Here is a 20182-nt window from a genome sequence, read left to right as displayed (position 1 = left end):
TTGAGGTTTATAGTGTAAGTATGGATTATTTTGATGAATAGTATGAAAGGAAGATTACGATTGAGAAAAGCTGTTTTTTTAGATCGTGACAGGGTAATAAATGAAGTTCTTTCAAAACGAGTGAAATTTGTGAACAAACCTGAGCAACTGTTTTTATTAGCAGGAGTAGGGGCAGGTGTAAAGGTATTTCAATCGGTACAATCGGGGCATCCCTAGCCATTGATTCGAATCTCAGTGTCCGTAATGGAATAATAGCGTTGATAGGTTGGAGCGCATTTACGATTGCTTTAGGGTTTATAGATATAAAGTCTAAAGTTGGTTGGAGCAAAAATGGCAATTATTAGGAATTAATTCTATTTCTGATGTCTTTTATGCGGAAGTACAAAAAGACGGTACATTATATATCGATAACAAGAATGATGTACTAAATTAAATATAAATTATACTAGTTCACTCCTCCATGTTGAAGAAAACAGCTGTTCAATTTGAACAGGTGTTTTAGATTCACATTTTTTAGTGGATAATTATTTAGGTGTGCCATGAATATAACCTGGGGCAGGCTCTAACATTGGAGACTGGCCAGTAGCTACTGGATGTGCTTCATATTCAAACTGACCTAATCCATCCATTGAAGGACCTGAAGCCCAACGTCCTTCCTGACTTTCTGCACCTTCATAAAGTTATAGGCCACATCTGACTTTTCATATTGTCGATCAAATGTATTTGGTACCACTTTTCCCTCTTTCTCTTCTATTTCAGCAATAGCTGCTATCCATTGATTTTGATGCATGGTATCTCTGGCAATGAGGAACGACAGCATATCCCTGACACCATGATCATCGGTCATTTCATAAAGACGGACAACTTGAAGTCTTCCTTGAGATTCCGCATTTAGATTTGCTCTAAAATCAGCAAGAAGATTTCCACTTGCTATAGTGTAACGAGCATTCCAAGGATAACCCACACTATCATTTGGACTAGCACCTAATCCATTTACAATTGCATGTTGTGGATTCATGCCTCCCATTACACTTGCAATAATAGGATCTTTTGCAGCTTGCTCTTGATCTTCAACAGGCGCCTTATCTAATAACTGTGCGATCATTGTTGCCAACATCTCAACATGTGCGATTTCCTCTGTTCCAATATCTAAAAGCATATCACGATATTTTTGTTCTGCCCTACAGTTCCATCCTTGAAACAGGTATTGCATCATAACGGATATTTCGCCAAATTGACCACCTAATACTTCCTGTAATTTCTTGGCATAAACAGGATCGGGTCTATCTGGTATTGCTCTGTATTGTAACTCTTTAACATGAAAAAACACTCAAGCACCTCCGTGTTAGATACAATCTTATTTTTCCATGACGAAAGGCATTTATGCCCTTTATTAGAAATACCCAATTGTTGGTCCCTCTTTATAAACAGTTGAATGACTCATTTAAATCCTCTACCTTAGGAAAAGATTTCAATAAAGCATATAGGATATAAACAACTCAATTAATTGGGGGGAAGCCAAAGACTAACAGGATAAACCCCTTCACCATCTGTGAATTTTATCTTGAATAGTCCGTAACATAGGGAACATACTGTATAAGATCAGCAATATGGTGTCTTATTTTGATGAATAGTATGAAAGGAAGATCCATTTTGAGAAAAGCTGTTTTTTTAGATCGAGACGGGGTAATAAATGAAGTTCTTTCAAAACGAGTGAAATTTGTGAACAAACCTGAGCAACTGTTTTTATTAGCAGGAGTAGGGGAAGGTGTAAAGCTACTTAATGACTTCGGTTACCATGTGTTTGTGGTCACGAACCAAGGGGGTGTTGGGCTAGGCTATATGAAGGAAAAAATGTTAATTAGCATTCATGAGAGGATGGAACGAGAGATCGGAAAAGCTGGTGGAAGGATTGATGACGTCATTTATTGTCCGCACTCTCCACATGCTGGTTGTGTTTGTCGAAAACCTGAACCTGAAATGCTGTTAAGTCTAGCACGAAAACACAACATTTTAATAGAAGAAAGCTACATGGTTGGTGACCGTGATGTTGACATTATTGCCGGAAAACAAGCAGGCACAAAAACGATTTTAATCGGAAACAAAAGCGATCGAGACCAATTCCAAGCTGACCATCATTTTCCTTCACTCTATAAAGCGGCAGTGTGGCTAACAACGTAAATGGTTACCGTCCCCCGCATTTTAAAGCTTGGGGACGACACCATTTAAGCCTTCTTTCGCACTGTTTTTGTTTTCTTTTGTGTGCTAGCTGCTGAATTGGGTTTCGCTGGTTTTTTTGCTAGTTTAGGCTTGATCGTTGTTGCTGTAGCTGGTTTATCAGTTGATGCAGTTGCTGGTTTTGACTTTGTTGGTGCTTTTTTTGTTTTTTCGATGCTTGCTTGCAAGGCGCCCATAAGATCAACGACATTTTGACGTGGTGCTCCAGCTTCTTTTGGTGTTTTTCCTTCGTTTTGATCAATTTTAGATTGAATAAGATCCTGAAGGGCAAGTCGGTAGTCGTCTTTGTATTTCACAGGGTCAAAGGTCGATGTAAGCTGATCGATGAGCATGATGGCCGTATCAAGTTCCTTTGCGCCAATTTCTTGTTGTTCGGGCACGCTTGGTACATCTTGAACATTTCTCACCTCATCTGGATAGTGAACCGTCTCCATAACAATGCAGTTTTTATAAACACGCACGATTGCTAGCTGTTGCTTCGAGCGGATTGTCATTTCAGCGACGCCGATTTTCCCTGATTGAGTTAATGCTTCACGTAGTAAAGAATAAGCTTTTCCACCGTTTTCTCCAGGTCCGAGAAAATAAGAACGATTAAAGTAGATCGGATCAATATCGTCAAGTTTAACAAAATCAATAATTTCAACGGTTTTGTCCTCATGCTCTTCTTTTATTTCCTTTAGCTCCTCTGCGGTAAGAACGACATACTTTCCTTTGACGTACTCGTACCCCTTGACGAGATCATCGTTGCTGACCTCCTCATCACAATTAGGGCATTTTTTTTCATATTGAATCGGTGTGTTGCATTTTTTGTGCAAGCTTCTAAGCTTAACATCTTTGTCTTCCGTTGCTGAATATAGCTTGATCGGAATATTAACGAGACCGAAACTAATTGAGCCTTTCCACATTGTGTGCATCGTGATTCCTACCTTCAAGTTCATTTTAGTGTTAGTTTGATACTGATCGCTCATTGTCATGAATAGCAATAATTTCAAGTAGGGAAAAAAACACATATAATATTGATTTCTGAAAAAATTAAGCGGTATAGTAAAATGTAGAATTATTAAAGATTTTAAAAAGGTGGACACTTATGCAGAACCACAAAACGATGCAGGTCATAAATCCGGCTACATTACAACCAATAAAAGAAATGAAAGAAACACCAATAGAATCTCTAGGTGAACTTAAAAATTGTGTTTGCAGATTGTAACTTGGAGCGTGCTGTAAAAGGAGCAGTATGGGGCGCTTTTACGAACAGTGAGATTGGAAAGAAGTTGTGAAAGCGTATCGGAGCATTACGAAAAAAGGATAAAAAGCAAAACACGCGTGAATATAAAACCTTTACGCGTGTTTTTAGCGCTTGATATCAATCATTTCCGACGATATATCGATCAATGTCGCCGATAAATCAATCAACATTCAAAATAACAGAAAAGTTCTCCAATTAGATTAGCTATTAAGTAAGCTGCACTGAGGATACTTGACATTCTTCAACCAAATTCACAAAAAGTCGGTGCATGCTTTCATCTTCACTCGCCATTTCTTCGGGATGCCACTGCACACCGAGTACCACTGAATCCGAACATTTTCCTTCAACTGCTTCAATTACTCCATCTGGAGCAACTGCAACACTGACCAAGTCTGGAGCAAGATCGCCGACTGCTTGGTGATGCATACTATTCACTCGCGCCTTATAGCTACCAATTAGGTTATGTAAACGACTACCTTCATTGATAGAGATTTCATGTGTCGCGTCAGGTCGAGCGGCTGTTTGGTAATGTTTGATCGGGTTTTCAATAGTGGTTTCGATGTCTTGAATGATGGTTCCGCCTAAGGCAGCATTTAACATCGCAATTCCTCTACATATAGCAAAAATTGGTTTTTGTTGATCAATAGCGGATTTCACCAATAATAGTTCAGTTTCATCTCGATCACTTCTTGTTTTACGTAACTCAGGTTCTGGATTTGCATTGTAAGAGTTTGGATCAACATCTTCACCACCACTTAAAATAAACCCATCACACATTGTGACCCACGTATTAACCATTTCTTCATCACGGCCGATTGGAAGAACAACAGGAATTCCACCAGCATTCGTCACAGATGCAATGTACTTTTCATGTAAATGCGCACTCGGAATCTCACCATGATTTACAACTGAACTTGTAATCCCAATTATTGGTTTGCTTTTAGTCAAGATTTCCACTCTCCCTCGGGTAGTATCTGTTGTACTTCTACCCAGGGTGAAAGAAGTTGAATCATGATGGAGATATTTACTTTTTTATAAGTAATAGAGTGTGCAGATTAAATGTGTATTACACGAGAATCCAGATAAATGCACGAGAATCAAATCTTCATCTTTTTATCATAAAATCTCTTCATCAAAAAAGCTTTAACCCTTGCAATACTAAAATAAATCCACCCAATCCCCACACATAGACAGCAAACACTTTTAGTGAGTTTCTTTTTACAAATGAAATCATAAACTTAACTGCGATGTAACCAAAAAACGCTGAGGCGAGTGTTGCAAATAACATGGAAACGAGGCTGATTTGTGGGACACTGCCCGTAAACAGCTCTTTTGATTGAAAAACGACGCCACCAAAAATTGCTGGAATGGAGAGTAAAAATGAAAAATAGGCTGCAGCTTCTTTGTCCATTTTTCGAATCAGTGCACCAACTATTGTCATTCCTGACCGAGATATAGCTGGGAAAATAGCGAAAGCTTGGAAGCTGCCGATGAAAAGTGAATCAAAAAGAGAAAGGTCCTCAACTTTTTTTGCGCCATTTTTTATGGAGTCCGCAAACCACAGGAATACACCAGTTAACAAAAACTCCCATCCAATTGTGACACCCGTTTTTGAAAGATCGTCAAAAAAGTCACTAAACAAAAGGCCTGCAATCACCGCAGGAATAGTACCAACGATTAGTAATAGAGTTAATTTACTAAATGGATTTAAAAGCATTTTAATCAATATGTCTTTATAGAAAACAAGTAGAGCAATAAAGGTACCAATATGTAGCATTGTATCCAAAAACAAACCAGCTTCTTCAAGTCCAAACAGTTTACGTCCTAAATAGAGATGTCCCGTACTACTAATAGGGAGAAATTCAGTTAAGCCTTGAATCATCCCGAGAATAATTGCTTGCAACCAATCCATATTTGAGCCCCCATACACAGTAATTTATTAAAGATAGCATCAGAATTTATATGAATTATAAACTCAAAATGCGTTTCTGAATCCAGCTCCGACGCACTGAACAAGGCGCTTGCGCTTTTGTACAAAGATAAGAAAGTATAGGTTTTTTGTACTTAGTTTTTGTGTCTAGCTCCAGGCGCCATCGGCTCTATGGTCTAAGCCAATCCGTCCAGAAGGTTAAAGAACAACCTTCCAGCCGGCTCGTCTTATGCTTGTCGCCGATAAGCGGGCGCCTTGCGCTTTTCTTAATCAATGGTTGTCTCTAACATAAATATGTGTAATATTATAGTTTGTAGAACTTTTGAAAGAAATTAGGTTGCTATTTTTATGGAAGAACTTATTATGTCATTTATTGAATATTTAAAGGGATTTTCTTATTTTGGCGTTATGATTGCCTTAACATTTGAATTTGTTCCAGCTGAACTTGTTTTACCGTTGGCTGGGTACTGGGTATATGAAGGAGATTTGACATTGTGGGGAACGGTCCTCGCAGGAACGATAGGTGGAACATTAGGACCGCTTACCCTGTATGCTCTTGGACGCTATGGTGGCAGACCGATTTTATTGAAAGTCGGAAAATATTTCTTCATAAACGAAGAAAAGTTAGATCAAGCCGATGCGTTTTTTGAAAGAAACGGTGCGATGGTTGCTTTCACAGCCAGATTTCTACCAGGAGTTAGAACTCTGATTTCAATTCCCTGTGGAATGGCAAAAATGAATGTTTGGACTTTTTCGATTTATACGTTTATTGCTATGTTTCCAATTACGTTTATTTATGTGTATTTAGGCTTTAAGCTCGGTGAAAATTGGGCAGGTGTGAAGGATGTCGCTAACCAATACTTACTTCCGATTGGTGCAGGAGTCCTTGTTCTTTTTATTGTGTACAAGCTTATTTTTCAAGAAGAAAAAAGAAAAATGGTTACACAGAAGCAGTGTTTGTTACAAAAAAAGAATAATAATTGAAATTGTTGACAAAATGTAAGCAACAAAAGTATGATAATAGTAACTTCATATTCTTCTTCAAAGGGGAGTAGCGTTCGGGTAATTACACCTGAAAACAAAGTCGTCATTTCGTGGATTTATCCACCGGCTTTGTTGACATGATCGGTTATTAAAACATGTCTAGCAAGACCTTTGCCAATCATTGGCAAAGGTCTTTTTTTGTTGTCAAAAACCGTGATTGGGGTATAGAAGATACAAATGAAAGTCTAAGGAGGAGAAAAAATGGAGCTTACCTTATTGTTAGAATATGGATGGGTATTACTTGTTCTTATCGCACTCGAAGGGATACTTGCAGCCGACAATGCGCTCGTAATGGCTGTCATGGTAAAGCATTTACCTGAAGATCAACGGAAAAGAGCCTTATTTTACGGATTAGCAGGGGCATTTGTGCTGCGATTTGGCTCTTTATTTCTAATCTCATTTCTTATAAATGTATGGCAGGTTCAAGCAATCGGAGCGGTTTACTTGTTGTTTATCTCAATTAACCACGTGTTAAAGAAGTTTGTGTTTAAAAAAGATTTACATTCTAAAAAAGAGAAAAAAGAATCAGGCTTTTGGGGAACTGTTATTAAAGTAGAGCTTGCAGATATTGCCTTTGCAGTTGATTCAATCTTAGCTGCCGTTGCGCTAGCAGTTACTTTACCAGCGACAAATCTTCCAAGCATTGGTGGCTTAGATGGTGGACAATTTGCGGTTATTTTTGCAGGTGGATTAATTGGACTCATTATCATGAGGTTCGCAGCAACATTCTTTGTGAAAATTCTTAAGAAAAAACCAAATCTAGAAACTGCAGCATTTTTAATTGTAGGTTGGGTAGGAGTAAAGCTAGCTCTTTACACCCTCGCTCATCCTGAAATTGAACTGATTGACAAACATTTTATTGAATCAGCGACGTGGAAATTAATTTTCTGGACAGTGCTAGCTGGCTTAGCAATAGGTGGCTGGTTTTTATCTAAAAATGAAGAGGTTGAAAGTGTTGTAGACGATGAGAATCACAACTTGTTGAAAAAAATAGAAAACAACTAAAAATGAGAGTCTAGTTCCTTGGATAGGAATTAGGCTTTTATGTGTGCCAGGCATGTTCATCAACTAGACGGTGAAAGTCCGTTATAGGCGCTGGGTTCAAACGATTATTAATGATTGGAATGCTATGTCAAAGAAATCGGCAAATCTTTCAATTGAACAATATGGTTTTCCGAATGAAGCTATTCCAAGCCGATTAATCTGGTGAGGTGTGGCTTTGAAATAAAGTAACGATGTTTATAAAAAAGATGCGATGTTTAAAACAAAGTCGCGACGTTTGTAAAAAAGATGCGATGTTCCACCCCCTTAGATATGATTATCTACAAGGCTATGGCAATACGAGTACAGATACGCAGCAATACAAACCAGTCCTTGCACAGTAAGGCTTTAAAAAGTGCTAATCTTCCGCAATCGGGCCATTTAATTGAGTAAGAGTACCATAAAATTCAACTTTTTTTATACAACCACCTGGTGCTTGGTCGTACGTATAACGATGTATAAAAACCTGTATTAACGATAAAAAATAAACAAAAGCCAATCCCTTGACATGGGATTGGCTTTTTTGCTAACTTCATATAATAAATTTTTATGTTAACTAAAAATGCATATTAGATAATTTTAATCAAATTCCCGTCTCTCTGACACAGTCTGCAAATGCAGCGAACGTTTTGCTATGAAACTGTTCTTTTCGGGAAACCAGTCGCGTTGTTGCTAATCGGTACTGTTCCGGAACCGGATGAGCCCGTACGCGATCATCGCTCACAGCAACGGCCGATTTGGTTAGAAGCGTGTACCCGATTCCTGCTCGTACGCAGTTCAGCATCGTCTCCAGCGTGCTGATCTCAACGATGTTCGTGGGGGTTGCACCGACACCGTGAAGCCAATCTTCGATGGTTGCACGTAAAGGGCAGCCCTTCGAAAATACAACCCATGCTGCATTCTCAACGTCCGGAAAAATTGAAGGTTCATTTCCATCAGCGGCAGTCAGAAGGACGACTTCTTCTCGAATCTCATAGGCGACTTGCAATTGGGATAAGTCAAATTCGCCCGTAAAGAAAGCGCCATCCAACTGGCCGTTCAACACTTTCTCGTAATTAAGAAGCGACGTCCCAGTGATCAGTGATAACGCAACTTCGGGGTATTTGCTTTGAAACTTGGATAACGCGCGAATAAATGGTCCAGAGGAAGCGACCGTCTCCACAACACCGATCACAAGCGGTCCGCATGGGTAATCTGGTTCTTTTACAGCCCTCATGGCCTCCTCCATCTTAAGCAAAATATTCGAGGCATAATTGCTGAAGACGAGCCCCTTCTCAGTTGGTATTACGCCTTTCGGATTTCTCTGAAAAAGCTGGGTGCCAAGCTCAGACTCCATCTTGCGAACCCGCATTGTAATGTTCGACTGAACGTAGCCCAGTTTCTCTGCTGCACGGGTTATGCTGCCCTCCTCTATGACCGCCATAAACACTTTTAAATCTGTTAACTCCATAGAAAATCCTCCAATTACACATCAATAATTTTGATGGATATATCAATATTAATCATTTTATTATATGGAGTTGATGGAATACAATAATATTAATAAAACAAATCGCGTCGGTGGCAAAAAATTGCGCTGCCACGGTAAACTATAGGAGGAATTCAATATGAGTAAATATTCCAATCTTTTTTCTACATTCCAATTAGAGTCCCTGAAATTGCCGAATCGGGTGGTATTATCGCCAATGACTCGAACAAGTGCAGAACCGTCCGGGCTCGCAAATGAACGTATGGTCCGTTATTATACCCGTTTTGCGAAAGGTGGTTTCGGTCTCATTATCACGGAAGGCATCTATCCCGATACAGTGAACAGCCAAAGTTATGAGAACCAACCTGGCATAGCCAATGATGCACAAGCTGAGTCGTGGAGACCTGTCGTTCAGGCGGTTCAACGCGAAGGAAGAAAAATTGTCGCACAGTTAATGCATGCGGGTGCACTTGTTCAGCATGACAGATTTAAGCCAATCGCTCCGTCAGCAGTACAACCTGTGGGTAAGATGCTCGAAGATCATGGAGGGAGCGGAGAGTTCGCTGTTCCGAAAGAGATGACCCAAGAGGAAATCCGCAAAGCAATCGACAGCTTCGCACAAGCTGCTCTCCGTGCTAAGCAGATTGGCTTCGATGGGGTGGAAGTCCATGCAGCGAATGGCTACCTGCTTGATCAATTCATCACCGATTATACGAACCATCGAACAGATGAATATGGCGGTTCAACGGAGAGACGAATCCGTATCGTCGTGGAAGTGCTGGAAGCCATTCGTGCTGTCGTCGGCCCAGATTACATGGTAGGTGTTCGTATCTCACAAGGGAAAGTAAACGATTTTCATCACAAATGGGCAAACGGAGAGACGGATGCGAAGATTATTTTTGAACAATTAGTGGCTGCATCCCCAAGTTACATCCATACGACCGAATATAAGGCGTTTGTCCCGGCTTTCGTGGAGGACGGACCGACGCTTGCCAAGCTAGCTAAGCGATACAGTGGCCTTCCTGTCATCGCCAATGGCAAATTAGGAGAACCGGAGGCAGCAAAGCTCCTCATTGAGTCGGGAGATGCTGACCTAATCGCAATCGGAACGAGTGCATTGGTCAATCCGGACTGGGTGAACAAAGTACAAGAAGGTAAAAAGTTAATCCCTTTCGACCATTATTTCTTGCACCCTATAGCGACACTGAAAGAAGAAGAAGTTATAGTCTGAGAACTTCCAGTCAATAAAGTCTGATCGTTTATAAAAAAGTTTAATCAAAATCCTGTATAAATTAATACAGGATTTTTCTTTTTTACTCTTGTTGATGTTGTAAAACTCCAGTCATGTTACTCAATTAAAAGGCGCGATTCTTTAGGAACGCGTCTTTTTCGTGTATCGGGCCAGATTGTTGAGGAGACAGAAAGAGTAGGAATACTCATAAAAGATTGTTTGTGAAGTGTTACATTTAAACGAACCGAGCAGGTTTTTCAAGTAGAATGGTAAAATATCAAGAAGAGCTAATTCATTACTCAAGAATTGAGGAGAGGATAAATAATGAAATTATTCCCTAAAAAATTCCCTAACGATGAACATGGACAAGTCTTAAAAATGCTTTATAAACAAGGTGTTGATTTTAAAGAACCACAAGATGTAGATTTTTCTGTTGTGGTTCCAGATAAAAAGAGTGGTGAAGCTGTATTAAAAGCTTTAAGAGATGATGGTCTTAATTGTGAATTAGAGCAAGATGATGAAACAGAAGAGTGGACTTGTTATTGTTTTATAAAAATGCTTTTAATATACGAAGACATTATTGATATACAAAAACGACTTGATGAATTAAGTAAACCTTATGATGGATACACAGATGGATGGGGAGTTATGATTGATTGATTTAATAATGTGTTCTTGTTATAAAATTATCAGTTATTTTTTTGACTAACTTGTTGCGATTCCTCAATAAAGAAGGTCGTTTTTTTTAACATATAAGAAAGTATAAAATTTGATACTAAGTCTGCGTTTCTGAATCCAGCTCCAGCGCCTAGCCCCTCGAGGTCATAAGTCAATTCTAAATTGAAGGCAAAGAACGCCTTCTATTTAGAATCGCCTTATGCTATGCCTAAGGCTGACCAAGGCGCTTGCGCTTTTTTTATTCAAGTGACAGGTTAATGCAATAAGAATTTAAAGGGAAAATGGAAAAATATGATATTATATGTAATGAGGAGGGATATAAAGTGAACGCCAATATACGTTGGATTGTTATTATTTTTCTTGCTTTCATTACTGTTTTAATGGTCAACATAGGAATGGATTTATGGTCTCTTGGAACAAATGTTGATGGTGATGGCATTGGAATACACTTCTTAGGAATAGAGATAAATGAGCAAGTACCAGAAGCGAGTATTCCTACATATGAAATTGGTTTCTTTGTTGCAAGTTTGATTTCTTTGTTAATTGCCTTTGCACTTGTAGGAAAAATTTTTAAAAAGTTAAAAGGTAACACAGCAGCAAGTTAATTATTGTTAGATATTCAACTAACGTGCGTAAGAGTTGAAGTCAATGAACGACCTCAGCTCTTTTTTCTTATGCAACACTTGGGATTTTACAACCAAAATTAAATAAATGATAAAATTATTATATAATTTCCAAATATAAGGAGGAAGTTCATATGCCCTTAGAACAAGAAGTGATAGGTATGTTATTAGGTGGATTCTTTATTGTAATGGGAATTGCAACTGTAACTACACTGGTACTCTGGTTAAAAAATAAAAATAATGGGTCTGGATTCGTCTGGACATTGTTACACTTACTTTTTTTCTCGGTTGCAATGTATTTTTCTTTAAAGGCTATTTCCTTTGACTATAGTCATCCGATGGCATCCGAAGAAATTTCACTTCAAATAGGTATTTCTGGAGTTATTTGGGCAATCAGTGTGATATGTTTGATGATTGGAATATTTAATTTTTCAAACGAGAAAATATAACAATGTATCTTAAACAACGGGCGCGCTTCTTTAAAAGAAGGCATCTTTTTGCATTATTGAAATAAAGGGAGTTTAGGTGAACCGGGAATAGACACTATGCATATTGAACTCTAATATTAGCCTAGATTGGGGAAATAGAATATGAAAGAACCCTTATATCAAGGGTGTGGCTCTTGTTTTTACTGTCGATAATTTGGTGTTATGTGAACTAGATTTATATAGAGTATTCATATTATAAATTCGGCGCCTTGTATAAACTGATTTGTGAAAAAAAAACGAGATGAGGTATAATTTCAAAGATAATGAGGTGAGAAATCTGGAAAAGAGAAGAAATTTATATATATGGACTGCAGCTGCTCTTAGTATATTTTTTATCGGATTGTTTATAACAGTCGCCAAGCAAATGACGGAACAAAAACTGGATCATTTTGATCAAGTCACCATCGAGTTTATTCAAGGATTTATTAGTGATCATTTGACTCTATTGATGTCTTTTCTTACATTTTTGGGAGGGACTCCTTGGCTCTCAAGCGTGGTTATTGTGGTAGCAATCGGATTATGGATGCAAAAAAACCCGTTATATGGAACCTTTATCGTATTTGCTTCTGGAATAGGAGGGCTAGTGAATAAGTTTTTAAAATGGTTGTTTCAGCGAGAACGTCCTGATCATTTGTCTTTAATTGTTGAACATGGGTATAGTTTTCCAAGTGGGCATTCGATGGGATCAATGATTTTTTACGGAACCCTAGTTATCGTCGCTGTAAAAGTAATTAATAAAAAAGCAATCAATTGGTTCTTTGCGATAGGTAGTGGTTTATTAATAGCGAGCATCGGAATCAGTCGCATTTATTTAGGGGTGCATTATCCAAGTGATGTCTTAGCTGGGTTTGCAACAGGTTTAGTTTGGATTGCCATTTCTAGTATTTTACTTGAATATGCTGAATATCGTTTAAATAAACGAGAAAAAGGAATCGTCCTTTCCTAGACTAAGGAGAGTTGTTTTCTTAGTTGAATTAATAATAAAAAGGGGTCTTCTACTTGTTATTATCCCCTTATCAAGCGACGTTTCGGTTATACATATTTTTTAACAAGAGGGCTTGAATCAGTAAACACTGAGGTAAGCTTTATTTGTCTTGCTTACAATTTTAAAAGACTAATAAATATAATTGGAGTTAAGGAGTTAATACGGAAGATAAGAGGAGGTTTTTCACCTAAATTAAACAATTTTAATGGTTTTATCAAAAATCTTCCTTCTATTTGCCTTCTATTTGGAAGTTTCAAAGGATTTAATACTATTTGTTAGACAGACTCACGTGCGGTGGTGTGAGAGGTCGGCGTGGAAACGCAGCTCCTACTCGATTGTTGTAGGAAAATATAAATTTCTTGTACTCTTAATAACTGTTTCCGCATCCAGCGGAGCCAGTGAAGGCTTTAGAAAAAATTGTTAAAGTTTAAAAAATAAGCTGAATCCTATTTTTAGGGATTCGGCTTATTTTTATTTCATTTTTACCCGCAGCTCCACTAATACACTTAGAATTCAGTATTTCAAATGACATAGAAACGAATACAATGTCTTATGATTTGGGACAAATGACATAATCAGTAATATTTTTTTAAATAAATTTTAATTTGACACCCCATATAATTTAAATTATGTCGTAATTTTTTAGTGAATGATAATTTACATCTGGGGGGATGGGATGAAGAGGTTTACACGGTTCTATTGAACTGATTTTTACTGAGTTTGTTTTAAATACTCAGCAGGAATTTTTTGTAAAGTGATAAAACAAGGGGTAAATTTTAAATGCTAGCAAACTGTTCAGAGAGATTAGAGTGAGATACACTCCTGATATTATGCATACAAATTTAGGCGCATCGGACAAAGTTGGGCACTTAACGAATAAAGTTTGGCACAGATCCTAAGAAGTTGGGCTCACCAGACAGAGTTGGGCACTTACCAAGTAAAGTTTGGCAGTCAGAGAACAAAGTTGGTCACAGATCTAAAGAACTTGGGCATTCAGCCCACAAAGTTAGGCACAAAACAAATGAACCCGAGAGTAAATGAGCCTTACTGCTTCAATGGTTTTCGCGCTTTTCCATAATTCTTCCTTTGCGCTCCCTTACCAAATTGGCTATTATAGACAAAGTAGTATAGGGAGAACTGAGGTGAAATCTGTGCTTAGCCTTTTGTTTAGACTAGGTAAGAAAAAGCGTCCACTGGAAGAAACTGTGCTTATGATCCAAAAGGGTGACAGTGAATTACAAAATCAATTAATTGATCAGTATAAACCATTTGTTGCCAAAGCAGTTTCTTCAGTGTGTAAACGATATATTAGTGAAAAAGATGATGAATTTAGCATAGGTTTAATAGCCTTTAATGAAGCGATTGAGAAATATTCAACTGAAAAAGGTAGTTCATTACTAGCATTTGCTGAACTTATAATTAAAAGAAAAGTAATTGACTATATACGCAAAGAAGCGCGAAATGCGCAGACGGTAAATATTGATTTTCAAGAGTACGAAGAGGGTGAAGCTTCTCAAAGTAAAATTGAAGCGGATCTTTCAATTGATGAATATCAAAGATTAGTAGAACAAGAGCATCGTAGAGAAGAGATTTTATTTTATCAGAAGCGATTGAAAGAATTTGGTCTAACACTAGCAGAGTTAATCGAACATTCTCCAAAGCATGTCGATGCTAGACAAAATGCCATGAAAGTGGCACAAACGCTTGTTGAAAATGATGAATTAAAGCAAGTCTTATTTCAAAAAAAACAACTCCCTGTTAAACAACTAGAAGAACGTGTCGAAGTAAGTCGAAAAACGATAGAGAGAAATAGAAAATACATCATTGCTATGGCTATCATCCTATCTGGGGACTTTATTTATTTAAAAGATTACATTAAAGGGGTGCTACATTCATGAAAAGAGGGGTCGTCGTAGAAGAGAATGATGACTTTGTCACACTGCTCACCCCCGATGGGCAATTCTTGAAAACAAGAAATAAAAAGGGCGAATATGTACTTGGGGAAGAAATCACTTTTTTCCCTTCATAGAAGAAAGTGAAGAAGCAGCAACTAAGTCTGTAGGCTTATTTAATCTTCAAAGGGCAAAAATTGGCGTACTTACAGCAGTAGCTATTATGATGATCTTTTTTACCGTATTGCCAATTTTTAACGAAGACAAAGTGTATGCCTACATGACGATCGATATTAATCCAAGCTTTGAGTTGGCGGTTGATAATCGGTTAAGGGTTGTTACTCTCGAGCCGATGAATGATGATGGGAAAAAACTATTAGAAGAATTAGTCGACTGGGAAAAGAAGCCTTTTAATACGCTTGTAAATCAGATTGTGCTTGAAAGTAAGGAAGCCGGCTATATACAAAAAGGTAAAGAAATTTTTATCACAACGGTTTATGCTCAAGACAGAAAACAAATTAAAGATGATTTACTAGAAGATATCGCTGAGCTTCGTTCAAACTATGAAAAAGAAGATATGAAGTTAAAAGCGATTGAAACAGACCAATCTACTCGTGATAAAGCAATGAGGCAAGGGATTTCTACAGGAAAATATCTACAGCTTCAATTAAAGCAAGAAATTGAAGAACCGAAAGTAGAAGAACCTGAAATAGAAAAAGAAGAACCGGCTGCATCACAGCCAGAAGAGAAAGAGATAGACGACACTACAGCTAAAGAACAAACTGAAAAAACAACACAATCTTCTCACACAACCGATGCAAAAAAGAAACTAGAAGAAGCACAGCAAAAGTTGAAAGAGAGCTCTAAGAAACTAGAGCAAACCAAAAAACCACATCCTAACGGAAAAGATACGGATGAAAAAAGTAATCCTGGTCATGACAAACTTAATGAAATCAAAGAAAAACTACCTGATCCTGCTAAAAATGCAATCGAGCGTAGACTAGGTAATGATCGTGATGACGACGAAGACGACGACGATCGCCGCGACCGTTATGGGCGAGAACGTGACGATGATGACAACGAAGATGACGAAGATGACGATGACAAAGATGAAAATGATGATGATGACGACAAAGGTGATGATCGTGATCGTCATGACAGAGATGATGACTGAAATTAGTCTGAATGGGTCTTTATCACAAACTAAATCGCCTAGAGCTATCTAGGCGATTTTGCCATGTTATAGAAAATAATTAAAGTTCTTGTATTGAGGATAGCGTTTCTGAATCCAGCTCCGACGCACAGGACGTGCTAGTGCAGTCAATGCGACAGGACGTCGCGTTCTTGACTGCCAGCGCCTAGCCCCTCGAGGTCATAAGTCAATTCTAAATTGAAGGCAAAGAACGCCTTCTACCCTAGAATCGCCTTATGCTGTCGGAGGCCTGCAGGATGCAGGTCAGAAAGGCGTTGCAACAGGACGTTGCGAACTTAGCCTTTCTTCCTCTAACAAGTCGCTTGTGCTTTTTAATGTTATTTAGTTTGTCCATTCATTTGAGCTTGAGCTTGAGAAACTAGACGTTTTGTAATTTCTCCACCTACGGAACCGTTTGAACGTGATACTGTATCAGATCCCAATTGAACACCAAATTCTTGTGCAATCTCGTATTTGATTTGATCCAAAGCCTGCTCAATTCCTGGAACTAGTAACTTGTTACTACTTCTTGCCATAATGACCACTCCTCTTTCAAATTACACCATCGTAATAGGTGTATCCTTAGTTTTCAATTCCTACCGAAATCTATACTGGGAATGTTTGCGAATAAGTCGATTCCAACTAGTTTTTTCTCTTTACATATTAAGTAGAAGGTAAGTAAAAACTAGTTTAAAATGTCGAAATGACAATTTTAGTCTTCATTATGTAAATTTTGCAAATAAGACAGGGCTCTAGTCTGTATATGTGAGGTTAAAACAGCTAAAATTGTCATTACGAGAATGTTTCGGATTTGGTTCCACTGCTTCGTGGTGAGCTCAAGAAAGGAATGTTTGTAGAGTTCTACCTCATATATAATTTTTTCCTCAATTACTTGGTTACCTACTGATATTCCCGGCATCCTTTCAAGTTGATCCAGTATGGTTGAATAGGTTTCGTAGAAGACAATGGGGCTAACTAAATCATCGCTTCGATCAGACAAGTTGTTAAAAACAATCGTTAATAAATTTCGGATGGTTTCAAAATCAAAGACAGCTTTTAAATCTCGAACAATAAGAAGTATCGCAACTTGATCAATGGAATATTTCTTTCCTAGGTCAGGTGCACCAATTAGTTCCTTCACATCGCGCTTAATCCAGTTTTGAATAGAAGTGGATTTAAGGGAAGTGAGTTCACACATATTTGCGAGTGTAACTATTTCATTTGTAGATAATCCAAACTCTTCATGTCTAATTCTTTTTTTTTCTAGTTTTTTTAGCAAAGAATGAAGCTTTGTTTGACTTAGTTTCTGTTTGCCGAACAGTTCATGAATTACTTCAGTTGGTGAATTATTCATATCACCTTTTAGAGAATAGAGCATTCTAGTCATTTGTTTTCGAGTAAGCTGTATGTTCATTGCTGCACCTCTGTTCTGTTAAATCTGTTTTTAGAAAATTTGTTAATTTAAGTATATAAAGATCTTGTCAAAATTTGATCATACTTTACCAGTGAAAGATTCTTGCAATTTGGACGGTTTGTTTCTATAATTTTATTATAATATAAGTTCTTATGAACTTGTAAATTGGAGGCTGAAAATGGGTAAACGAATTTTTCTGTTTATATTATCAAATATTCTCGTTTTAACAACGATTGGAATTGTTTTATCATTATTAGGAGTAGGTTCGTATCAAACTGCAGATGGTGGACTTAATTTAGTTAATTTATTAGTGTTTAGTGCCGTTGTCGGTTTCACTGGTTCATTTATGTCGCTTTTAATGTCACGTTGGATGGCAAAAATGATGATGGGTGTAAAAGTATTAGACCCAGATAAGTCTTTATCAGCTGGAGAGCGTAATTTAGTTGAACGAGTTCATCGTTTATCAAGAGCAGCTGGTATTACAAGAATGCCACAAGTTGGTATTTATCAATCACCTGAAGTAAATGCTTTTGCAACAGGACCATCAAAAAATCGCTCATTGGTTGCTGTTTCTAGCGGTTTATTGCATGAAATGGATGATGATGCAATCGAAGGCGTTCTAGCGCATGAGGTTGCACATATCACAAACGGTGACATGGTTACGATGACCCTTTTACAAGGAATCGTGAATACATTTGTTGTTTTCTTAGCACGTGTGGCTGCTTGGGCTGCAACTCGTTTTGTTCGAGAAGAAATTGCCCCAATTGTTCATTTTATCGCGGTAATTATTTTCCAAATTGTTTTCTCTATCTTGGGAAGCCTAGTTGTTTTCGCATTCTCTCGTTACCGTGAATTCCACGCAGACCGCGGTGGAGCTGATTTGGCGGGTAAAGACAAAATGATTCATGCACTTCGCTCCCTTCAAGCATACACTGGGCGAGTCCGTGATGATCAAACATCATTATCAACCCTGAAAATTAACAGTAAAAAAGGTTCTTCTCTGTTCTCAACTCATCCAGATTTAGAAGTTCGTATTCAACGTTTAGAGGCAAAATAAAAACCTAAATAAAAGAGGCTTGAAACAATGTGATTTTTTTTACACGTTGTTTCAAGTCTTTTAACTTTTAATGGGTAATACTAAATGAAATTAAGCCCACAGTTTTTCCCAATGTGTGAAGTTTTTTTGTTGGAAATTCATCGATTTTAAAATTATCCCATCAAATCTTTGAAAATGCCTTTATCTTTTCTACTATTTTTCTTAAGATAGAGTACGTCACATCTTTTTAAAATAGGAAGGACCTTACATAATGACTACCTGGAAGCTTCGTATAAAATCATTAACACCTGTACAGTTAATCGTGTCCTATTACATTATCGCTGTTACTGTTTCGGTCGCTCTATTAAGCTTACCAATTGCTCACAAACCTGAGGTGCAATTGAGCTTTATGGATGCTTTATTTACTGCAGTAAGTGCGGTAAGTGTTACAGGGCTATCAACTGTTTCAACTGCAGATACATTCAGCGTGCCAGGAATTTTTATTCTAGCCTTTGTGCTCCAATTTGGCGGGATTGGGGTCATGACACTTGGGACGTTTGTGTGGTTAGTCATGGGAAAGAAAATTGGATTAAAAGAACGACAATTAATCATGACAGATCAGAATCAATCCACTCTCTCTGGGATTGTAAACTTGATGAAGCAAATTCTTGTGTTAATTTTAATCATTGAATTTATTGGTGGGTTAATTTTAAGTACTTATTTTCTAAAATATTACCCAACCTGGCAAGAAGCATTTCTACATGGGTTTTTTACCTCCATTAGTGCAACAACAAATGGTGGTTTTGATATTACGGGAGCGTCTATGATTCCATATGCCGAAGACTATTTCATCCAATTTGTGATTATCATTCTAATTACCCTTGGTGCAATTGGTTTCCCAGTGTTAATTGAACTAAAAGACTTCCTTGCTAATAAAAAAGAACGATTTAGATTTACTTTATTTACAAAGATTGCATCAATTACCTTTCTAGCCTTAATTGTAGGAGGAACAGTTTTAATTGCTGTCTTTGAATATGCTTATTTCTTTGAAGGGAAAAGCTGGCATGAAATCTTTTTCTATTCTCTCTTTCAGTCAACTGCAACAAGAAGTGGTGGACTCGCAACAATGGACGTTAGTATATTTACAGAGCCGACTCTTCTCATACTTTGCGCTCTCATGTTTATTGGGGCATCACCCAGTTCGGTCGGTGGTGGTATCCGAACAACTACCTTTGCGCTAAATTTATTATTCCTGTTTCATTTTGCAAAAGGAAATAAAAACGTTAAAATTTTCAAACGAGAATTACACGAGGATGATATTACGAAATCGCTAGTTGTGACGATGATGGCGATTATATTATGCTTTACTTCGGTCCTCATCTTATCTTTAACGGAGCATTTCGACTTTGTTGAGATTTTATTTGAAGTTTGCTCCGCTTTCGGAACAACAGGGCTTTCAATGGGAATTACCTCTGATCTAAGTACAATCGGAAAAATAATTATTATGATTCTTATGTTCATAGGTCGAATTGGAATCTTGTCATTTCTGTACTTGCTAGGTACTAGAGAGACAAAAGCAAACTATCACTATCCAAAAGAACGTATCATTATAGGATAAGAGAAAACACACGGGCTGCGATAATTATGTGGCTAGTGTGTTTTTTAAAAAAAAAGTT

19 protein-coding genes, 2 pseudogenes and 1 riboswitch are annotated in these 20182 nt (G+C 37.7%); of the genes and pseudogenes, 14 read left to right on the top strand and 7 right to left on the bottom strand.

Going from position 1 to position 20182, the window contains the following annotated elements; all coding sequences use genetic code 11:
- Positions 1-42 precede the first annotated feature (42 nt).
- Positions 43-189: pseudogene (locus tag ACFFIX_RS19410) on the top strand (D-glycero-alpha-D-manno-heptose-1,7-bisphosphate 7-phosphatase); the annotation flags it as partial.
- A gap of 335 nt (positions 190-524) precedes the next feature.
- Here ACFFIX_RS19410 and ACFFIX_RS19405 read toward each other — a convergent pair.
- Positions 525-1330, bottom strand: a pseudogene (locus ACFFIX_RS19405) (manganese catalase).
- A gap of 323 nt (positions 1331-1653) precedes the next feature.
- On the opposite strand from ACFFIX_RS19405, the gene ACFFIX_RS19400 reads away from it, so the two are divergent.
- Positions 1654-2181 carry a D-glycero-alpha-D-manno-heptose-1,7-bisphosphate 7-phosphatase gene (locus tag ACFFIX_RS19400; protein ID WP_378936949.1) on the top strand — a complete coding sequence of 176 codons (528 nt, stop codon included), beginning with the start codon at positions 1654-1656 and terminating at the stop codon, positions 2179-2181.
- A gap of 44 nt (positions 2182-2225) precedes the next feature.
- Here ACFFIX_RS19400 and ku read toward each other — a convergent pair whose 3' ends face one another.
- The 3 genes from ku to ACFFIX_RS19385 form a co-directional block, all read right to left on the bottom strand.
- A complete protein-coding gene (gene ku / locus ACFFIX_RS19395; protein ID WP_378936947.1) occupies positions 2226-3152 on the bottom strand; it encodes a non-homologous end joining protein Ku in 927 nt (308 codons plus the stop codon).
- Positions 3153-3691: 539 nt separating this feature from the next.
- Complete coding sequence (locus tag ACFFIX_RS19390; RefSeq protein ID WP_378936945.1) at positions 3692-4441, bottom strand: gamma-glutamyl-gamma-aminobutyrate hydrolase family protein; 750 nt, start codon at positions 4439-4441, stop codon at positions 3692-3694.
- A gap of 175 nt (positions 4442-4616) precedes the next feature.
- A complete protein-coding gene (locus tag ACFFIX_RS19385; protein ID WP_378936943.1) occupies positions 4617-5396 on the bottom strand; it encodes an undecaprenyl-diphosphate phosphatase in 780 nt (259 codons plus the stop codon).
- A gap of 366 nt (positions 5397-5762) precedes the next feature.
- On the opposite strand from ACFFIX_RS19385, the gene ACFFIX_RS19380 reads away from it, so the two are divergent.
- Positions 5763-6398 (top strand): DedA family protein, encoded by a 636-nt coding sequence (locus tag ACFFIX_RS19380; RefSeq protein ID WP_378936941.1) that lies wholly within the window; start codon positions 5763-5765, stop codon positions 6396-6398.
- A 50-nt stretch (positions 6399-6448) separates the two neighbouring features.
- Positions 6449-6617: riboswitch (yybP-ykoY riboswitch) on the top strand.
- 42 nt (positions 6618-6659) lie between these two features.
- The gene (locus tag ACFFIX_RS19375) at positions 6660-7463 is read left to right on the top strand and encodes a MeeY/MeeF family manganese export membrane protein (protein ID WP_378936939.1); all 804 of its coding nucleotides are present in this window, start codon (positions 6660-6662) and stop codon (positions 7461-7463) included.
- Between the two features lie 619 nt (positions 7464-8082).
- Here the strand turns inward: ACFFIX_RS19375 and ACFFIX_RS19370 are convergent.
- Positions 8083-8949: a LysR family transcriptional regulator gene (locus ACFFIX_RS19370; RefSeq protein ID WP_378936938.1), complete on the bottom strand. Its 867-nt coding sequence runs from the start codon at positions 8947-8949 to the stop codon at positions 8083-8085.
- A gap of 157 nt (positions 8950-9106) precedes the next feature.
- Between ACFFIX_RS19370 and ACFFIX_RS19365 the strand changes: the two genes are divergently transcribed.
- The 8 genes from ACFFIX_RS19365 to ACFFIX_RS19330 all read left to right on the top strand — a co-directional run bounded on the left by ACFFIX_RS19365 (position 9107) and on the right by ACFFIX_RS19330 (position 16038).
- Positions 9107-10198 carry an oxidoreductase gene (locus ACFFIX_RS19365; RefSeq protein WP_378936936.1) on the top strand — a complete coding sequence of 364 codons (1092 nt, stop codon included), beginning with the start codon at positions 9107-9109 and terminating at the stop codon, positions 10196-10198.
- 324 nt (positions 10199-10522) lie between these two features.
- A complete protein-coding gene (locus ACFFIX_RS19360; protein WP_378936933.1) occupies positions 10523-10858 on the top strand; it encodes a ribonuclease E inhibitor RraB in 336 nt (111 codons plus the stop codon).
- Between the two features lie 341 nt (positions 10859-11199).
- Positions 11200-11481: a hypothetical protein gene (locus ACFFIX_RS19355; protein ID WP_378936931.1), complete on the top strand. Its 282-nt coding sequence runs from the start codon at positions 11200-11202 to the stop codon at positions 11479-11481.
- Between the two features lie 152 nt (positions 11482-11633).
- On the top strand, positions 11634-11948 hold the full coding sequence (locus ACFFIX_RS19350; RefSeq protein WP_378936929.1) for a hypothetical protein: 315 nt from the start codon (positions 11634-11636) through the stop codon (positions 11946-11948).
- A gap of 307 nt (positions 11949-12255) precedes the next feature.
- Positions 12256-12933 carry a phosphatase PAP2 family protein gene (locus ACFFIX_RS19345; RefSeq protein WP_378936927.1) on the top strand — a complete coding sequence of 226 codons (678 nt, stop codon included), beginning with the start codon at positions 12256-12258 and terminating at the stop codon, positions 12931-12933.
- 1181 nt (positions 12934-14114) lie between these two features.
- On the top strand, positions 14115-14870 hold the full coding sequence (gene sigI, locus ACFFIX_RS19340) for an RNA polymerase sigma factor SigI (protein WP_378936925.1): 756 nt from the start codon (positions 14115-14117) through the stop codon (positions 14868-14870).
- The gene (locus ACFFIX_RS19335; protein ID WP_378936923.1) at positions 14867-15001 is read left to right on the top strand and encodes an anti-sigma factor domain-containing protein; all 135 of its coding nucleotides are present in this window, start codon (positions 14867-14869) and stop codon (positions 14999-15001) included. Before sigI ends, ACFFIX_RS19335 begins: the two co-directional genes overlap by 4 nt.
- A gap of 89 nt (positions 15002-15090) precedes the next feature.
- Complete coding sequence (locus tag ACFFIX_RS19330; protein WP_378936921.1) at positions 15091-16038, top strand: anti-sigma-I factor RsgI family protein; 948 nt, start codon at positions 15091-15093, stop codon at positions 16036-16038.
- A 356-nt stretch (positions 16039-16394) separates the two neighbouring features.
- Here ACFFIX_RS19330 and ACFFIX_RS19325 read toward each other — a convergent pair whose 3' ends face one another.
- Positions 16395-16592 carry an alpha/beta-type small acid-soluble spore protein gene (locus tag ACFFIX_RS19325; RefSeq protein WP_378936919.1) on the bottom strand — a complete coding sequence of 66 codons (198 nt, stop codon included), beginning with the start codon at positions 16590-16592 and terminating at the stop codon, positions 16395-16397.
- Between the two features lie 176 nt (positions 16593-16768).
- Entirely contained in the window at positions 16769-17470 is a 702-nt protein-coding gene (locus ACFFIX_RS19320) for a DUF1836 domain-containing protein (protein WP_378936917.1), read from the bottom strand.
- 178 nt (positions 17471-17648) lie between these two features.
- Here ACFFIX_RS19320 and htpX point away from each other — a divergent pair, with 178 nt between their 5' ends.
- Both htpX and ACFFIX_RS19310 read left to right on the top strand, forming a co-directional pair.
- Complete coding sequence (gene htpX, locus ACFFIX_RS19315; RefSeq protein ID WP_378936915.1) at positions 17649-18527, top strand: protease HtpX; 879 nt, start codon at positions 17649-17651, stop codon at positions 18525-18527.
- 250 nt (positions 18528-18777) lie between these two features.
- A complete protein-coding gene (locus ACFFIX_RS19310; RefSeq protein ID WP_378936913.1) occupies positions 18778-20124 on the top strand; it encodes a TrkH family potassium uptake protein in 1347 nt (448 codons plus the stop codon).
- Positions 20125-20182 lie beyond the last annotated feature (58 nt).

The organism is Metabacillus herbersteinensis, from assembly GCF_042433335.1.
Classification (GTDB): domain Bacteria; phylum Bacillota; class Bacilli; order Bacillales; family Bacillaceae; genus Metabacillus; species Metabacillus herbersteinensis.
The sequence above is the reverse complement of the archived record's forward strand: the minus strand, read 5'-3'. Positions and strand labels throughout refer to the sequence as shown.

What these genes read in the sequence shown, in the direction of transcription:
- ACFFIX_RS19335 (WP_378936923.1), top strand. Translation starts at nt 14,867, where the DNA reads ATGAAAAGAGGGGTCGTCGTAGAAGAGAATGATGACTTTGTCACACTG.
- ACFFIX_RS19350 (WP_378936929.1), top strand. Translation starts at nt 11,634, where the DNA reads ATGCCCTTAGAACAAGAAGTGATAGGTATGTTATTAGGTGGATTCTTT.
- ACFFIX_RS19370 (WP_378936938.1), bottom strand. Translation starts at nt 8,949, where the DNA reads ATGGAGTTAACAGATTTAAAAGTGTTTATGGCGGTCATAGAGGAGGGC.
- ACFFIX_RS19375 (WP_378936939.1), top strand. Translation starts at nt 6,660, where the DNA reads ATGGAGCTTACCTTATTGTTAGAATATGGATGGGTATTACTTGTTCTT.
- ACFFIX_RS19365 (WP_378936936.1), top strand. Translation starts at nt 9,107, where the DNA reads ATGAGTAAATATTCCAATCTTTTTTCTACATTCCAATTAGAGTCCCTG.
- ACFFIX_RS19330 (WP_378936921.1), top strand. Translation starts at nt 15,091, where the DNA reads ATGATCTTTTTTACCGTATTGCCAATTTTTAACGAAGACAAAGTGTAT.
- ku (WP_378936947.1), bottom strand. Translation starts at nt 3,152, where the DNA reads ATGCACACAATGTGGAAAGGCTCAATTAGTTTCGGTCTCGTTAATATT.
- ACFFIX_RS19320 (WP_378936917.1), bottom strand. Translation starts at nt 17,470, where the DNA reads ATGAACATACAGCTTACTCGAAAACAAATGACTAGAATGCTCTATTCT.
- htpX (WP_378936915.1), top strand. Translation starts at nt 17,649, where the DNA reads ATGGGTAAACGAATTTTTCTGTTTATATTATCAAATATTCTCGTTTTA.
- ACFFIX_RS19360 (WP_378936933.1), top strand. Translation starts at nt 10,523, where the DNA reads ATGAAATTATTCCCTAAAAAATTCCCTAACGATGAACATGGACAAGTC.
- ACFFIX_RS19310 (WP_378936913.1), top strand. Translation starts at nt 18,778, where the DNA reads ATGACTACCTGGAAGCTTCGTATAAAATCATTAACACCTGTACAGTTA.
- ACFFIX_RS19325 (WP_378936919.1), bottom strand. Translation starts at nt 16,592, where the DNA reads ATGGCAAGAAGTAGTAACAAGTTACTAGTTCCAGGAATTGAGCAGGCT.
- ACFFIX_RS19380 (WP_378936941.1), top strand. Translation starts at nt 5,763, where the DNA reads ATGGAAGAACTTATTATGTCATTTATTGAATATTTAAAGGGATTTTCT.
- ACFFIX_RS19385 (WP_378936943.1), bottom strand. Translation starts at nt 5,396, where the DNA reads ATGGATTGGTTGCAAGCAATTATTCTCGGGATGATTCAAGGCTTAACT.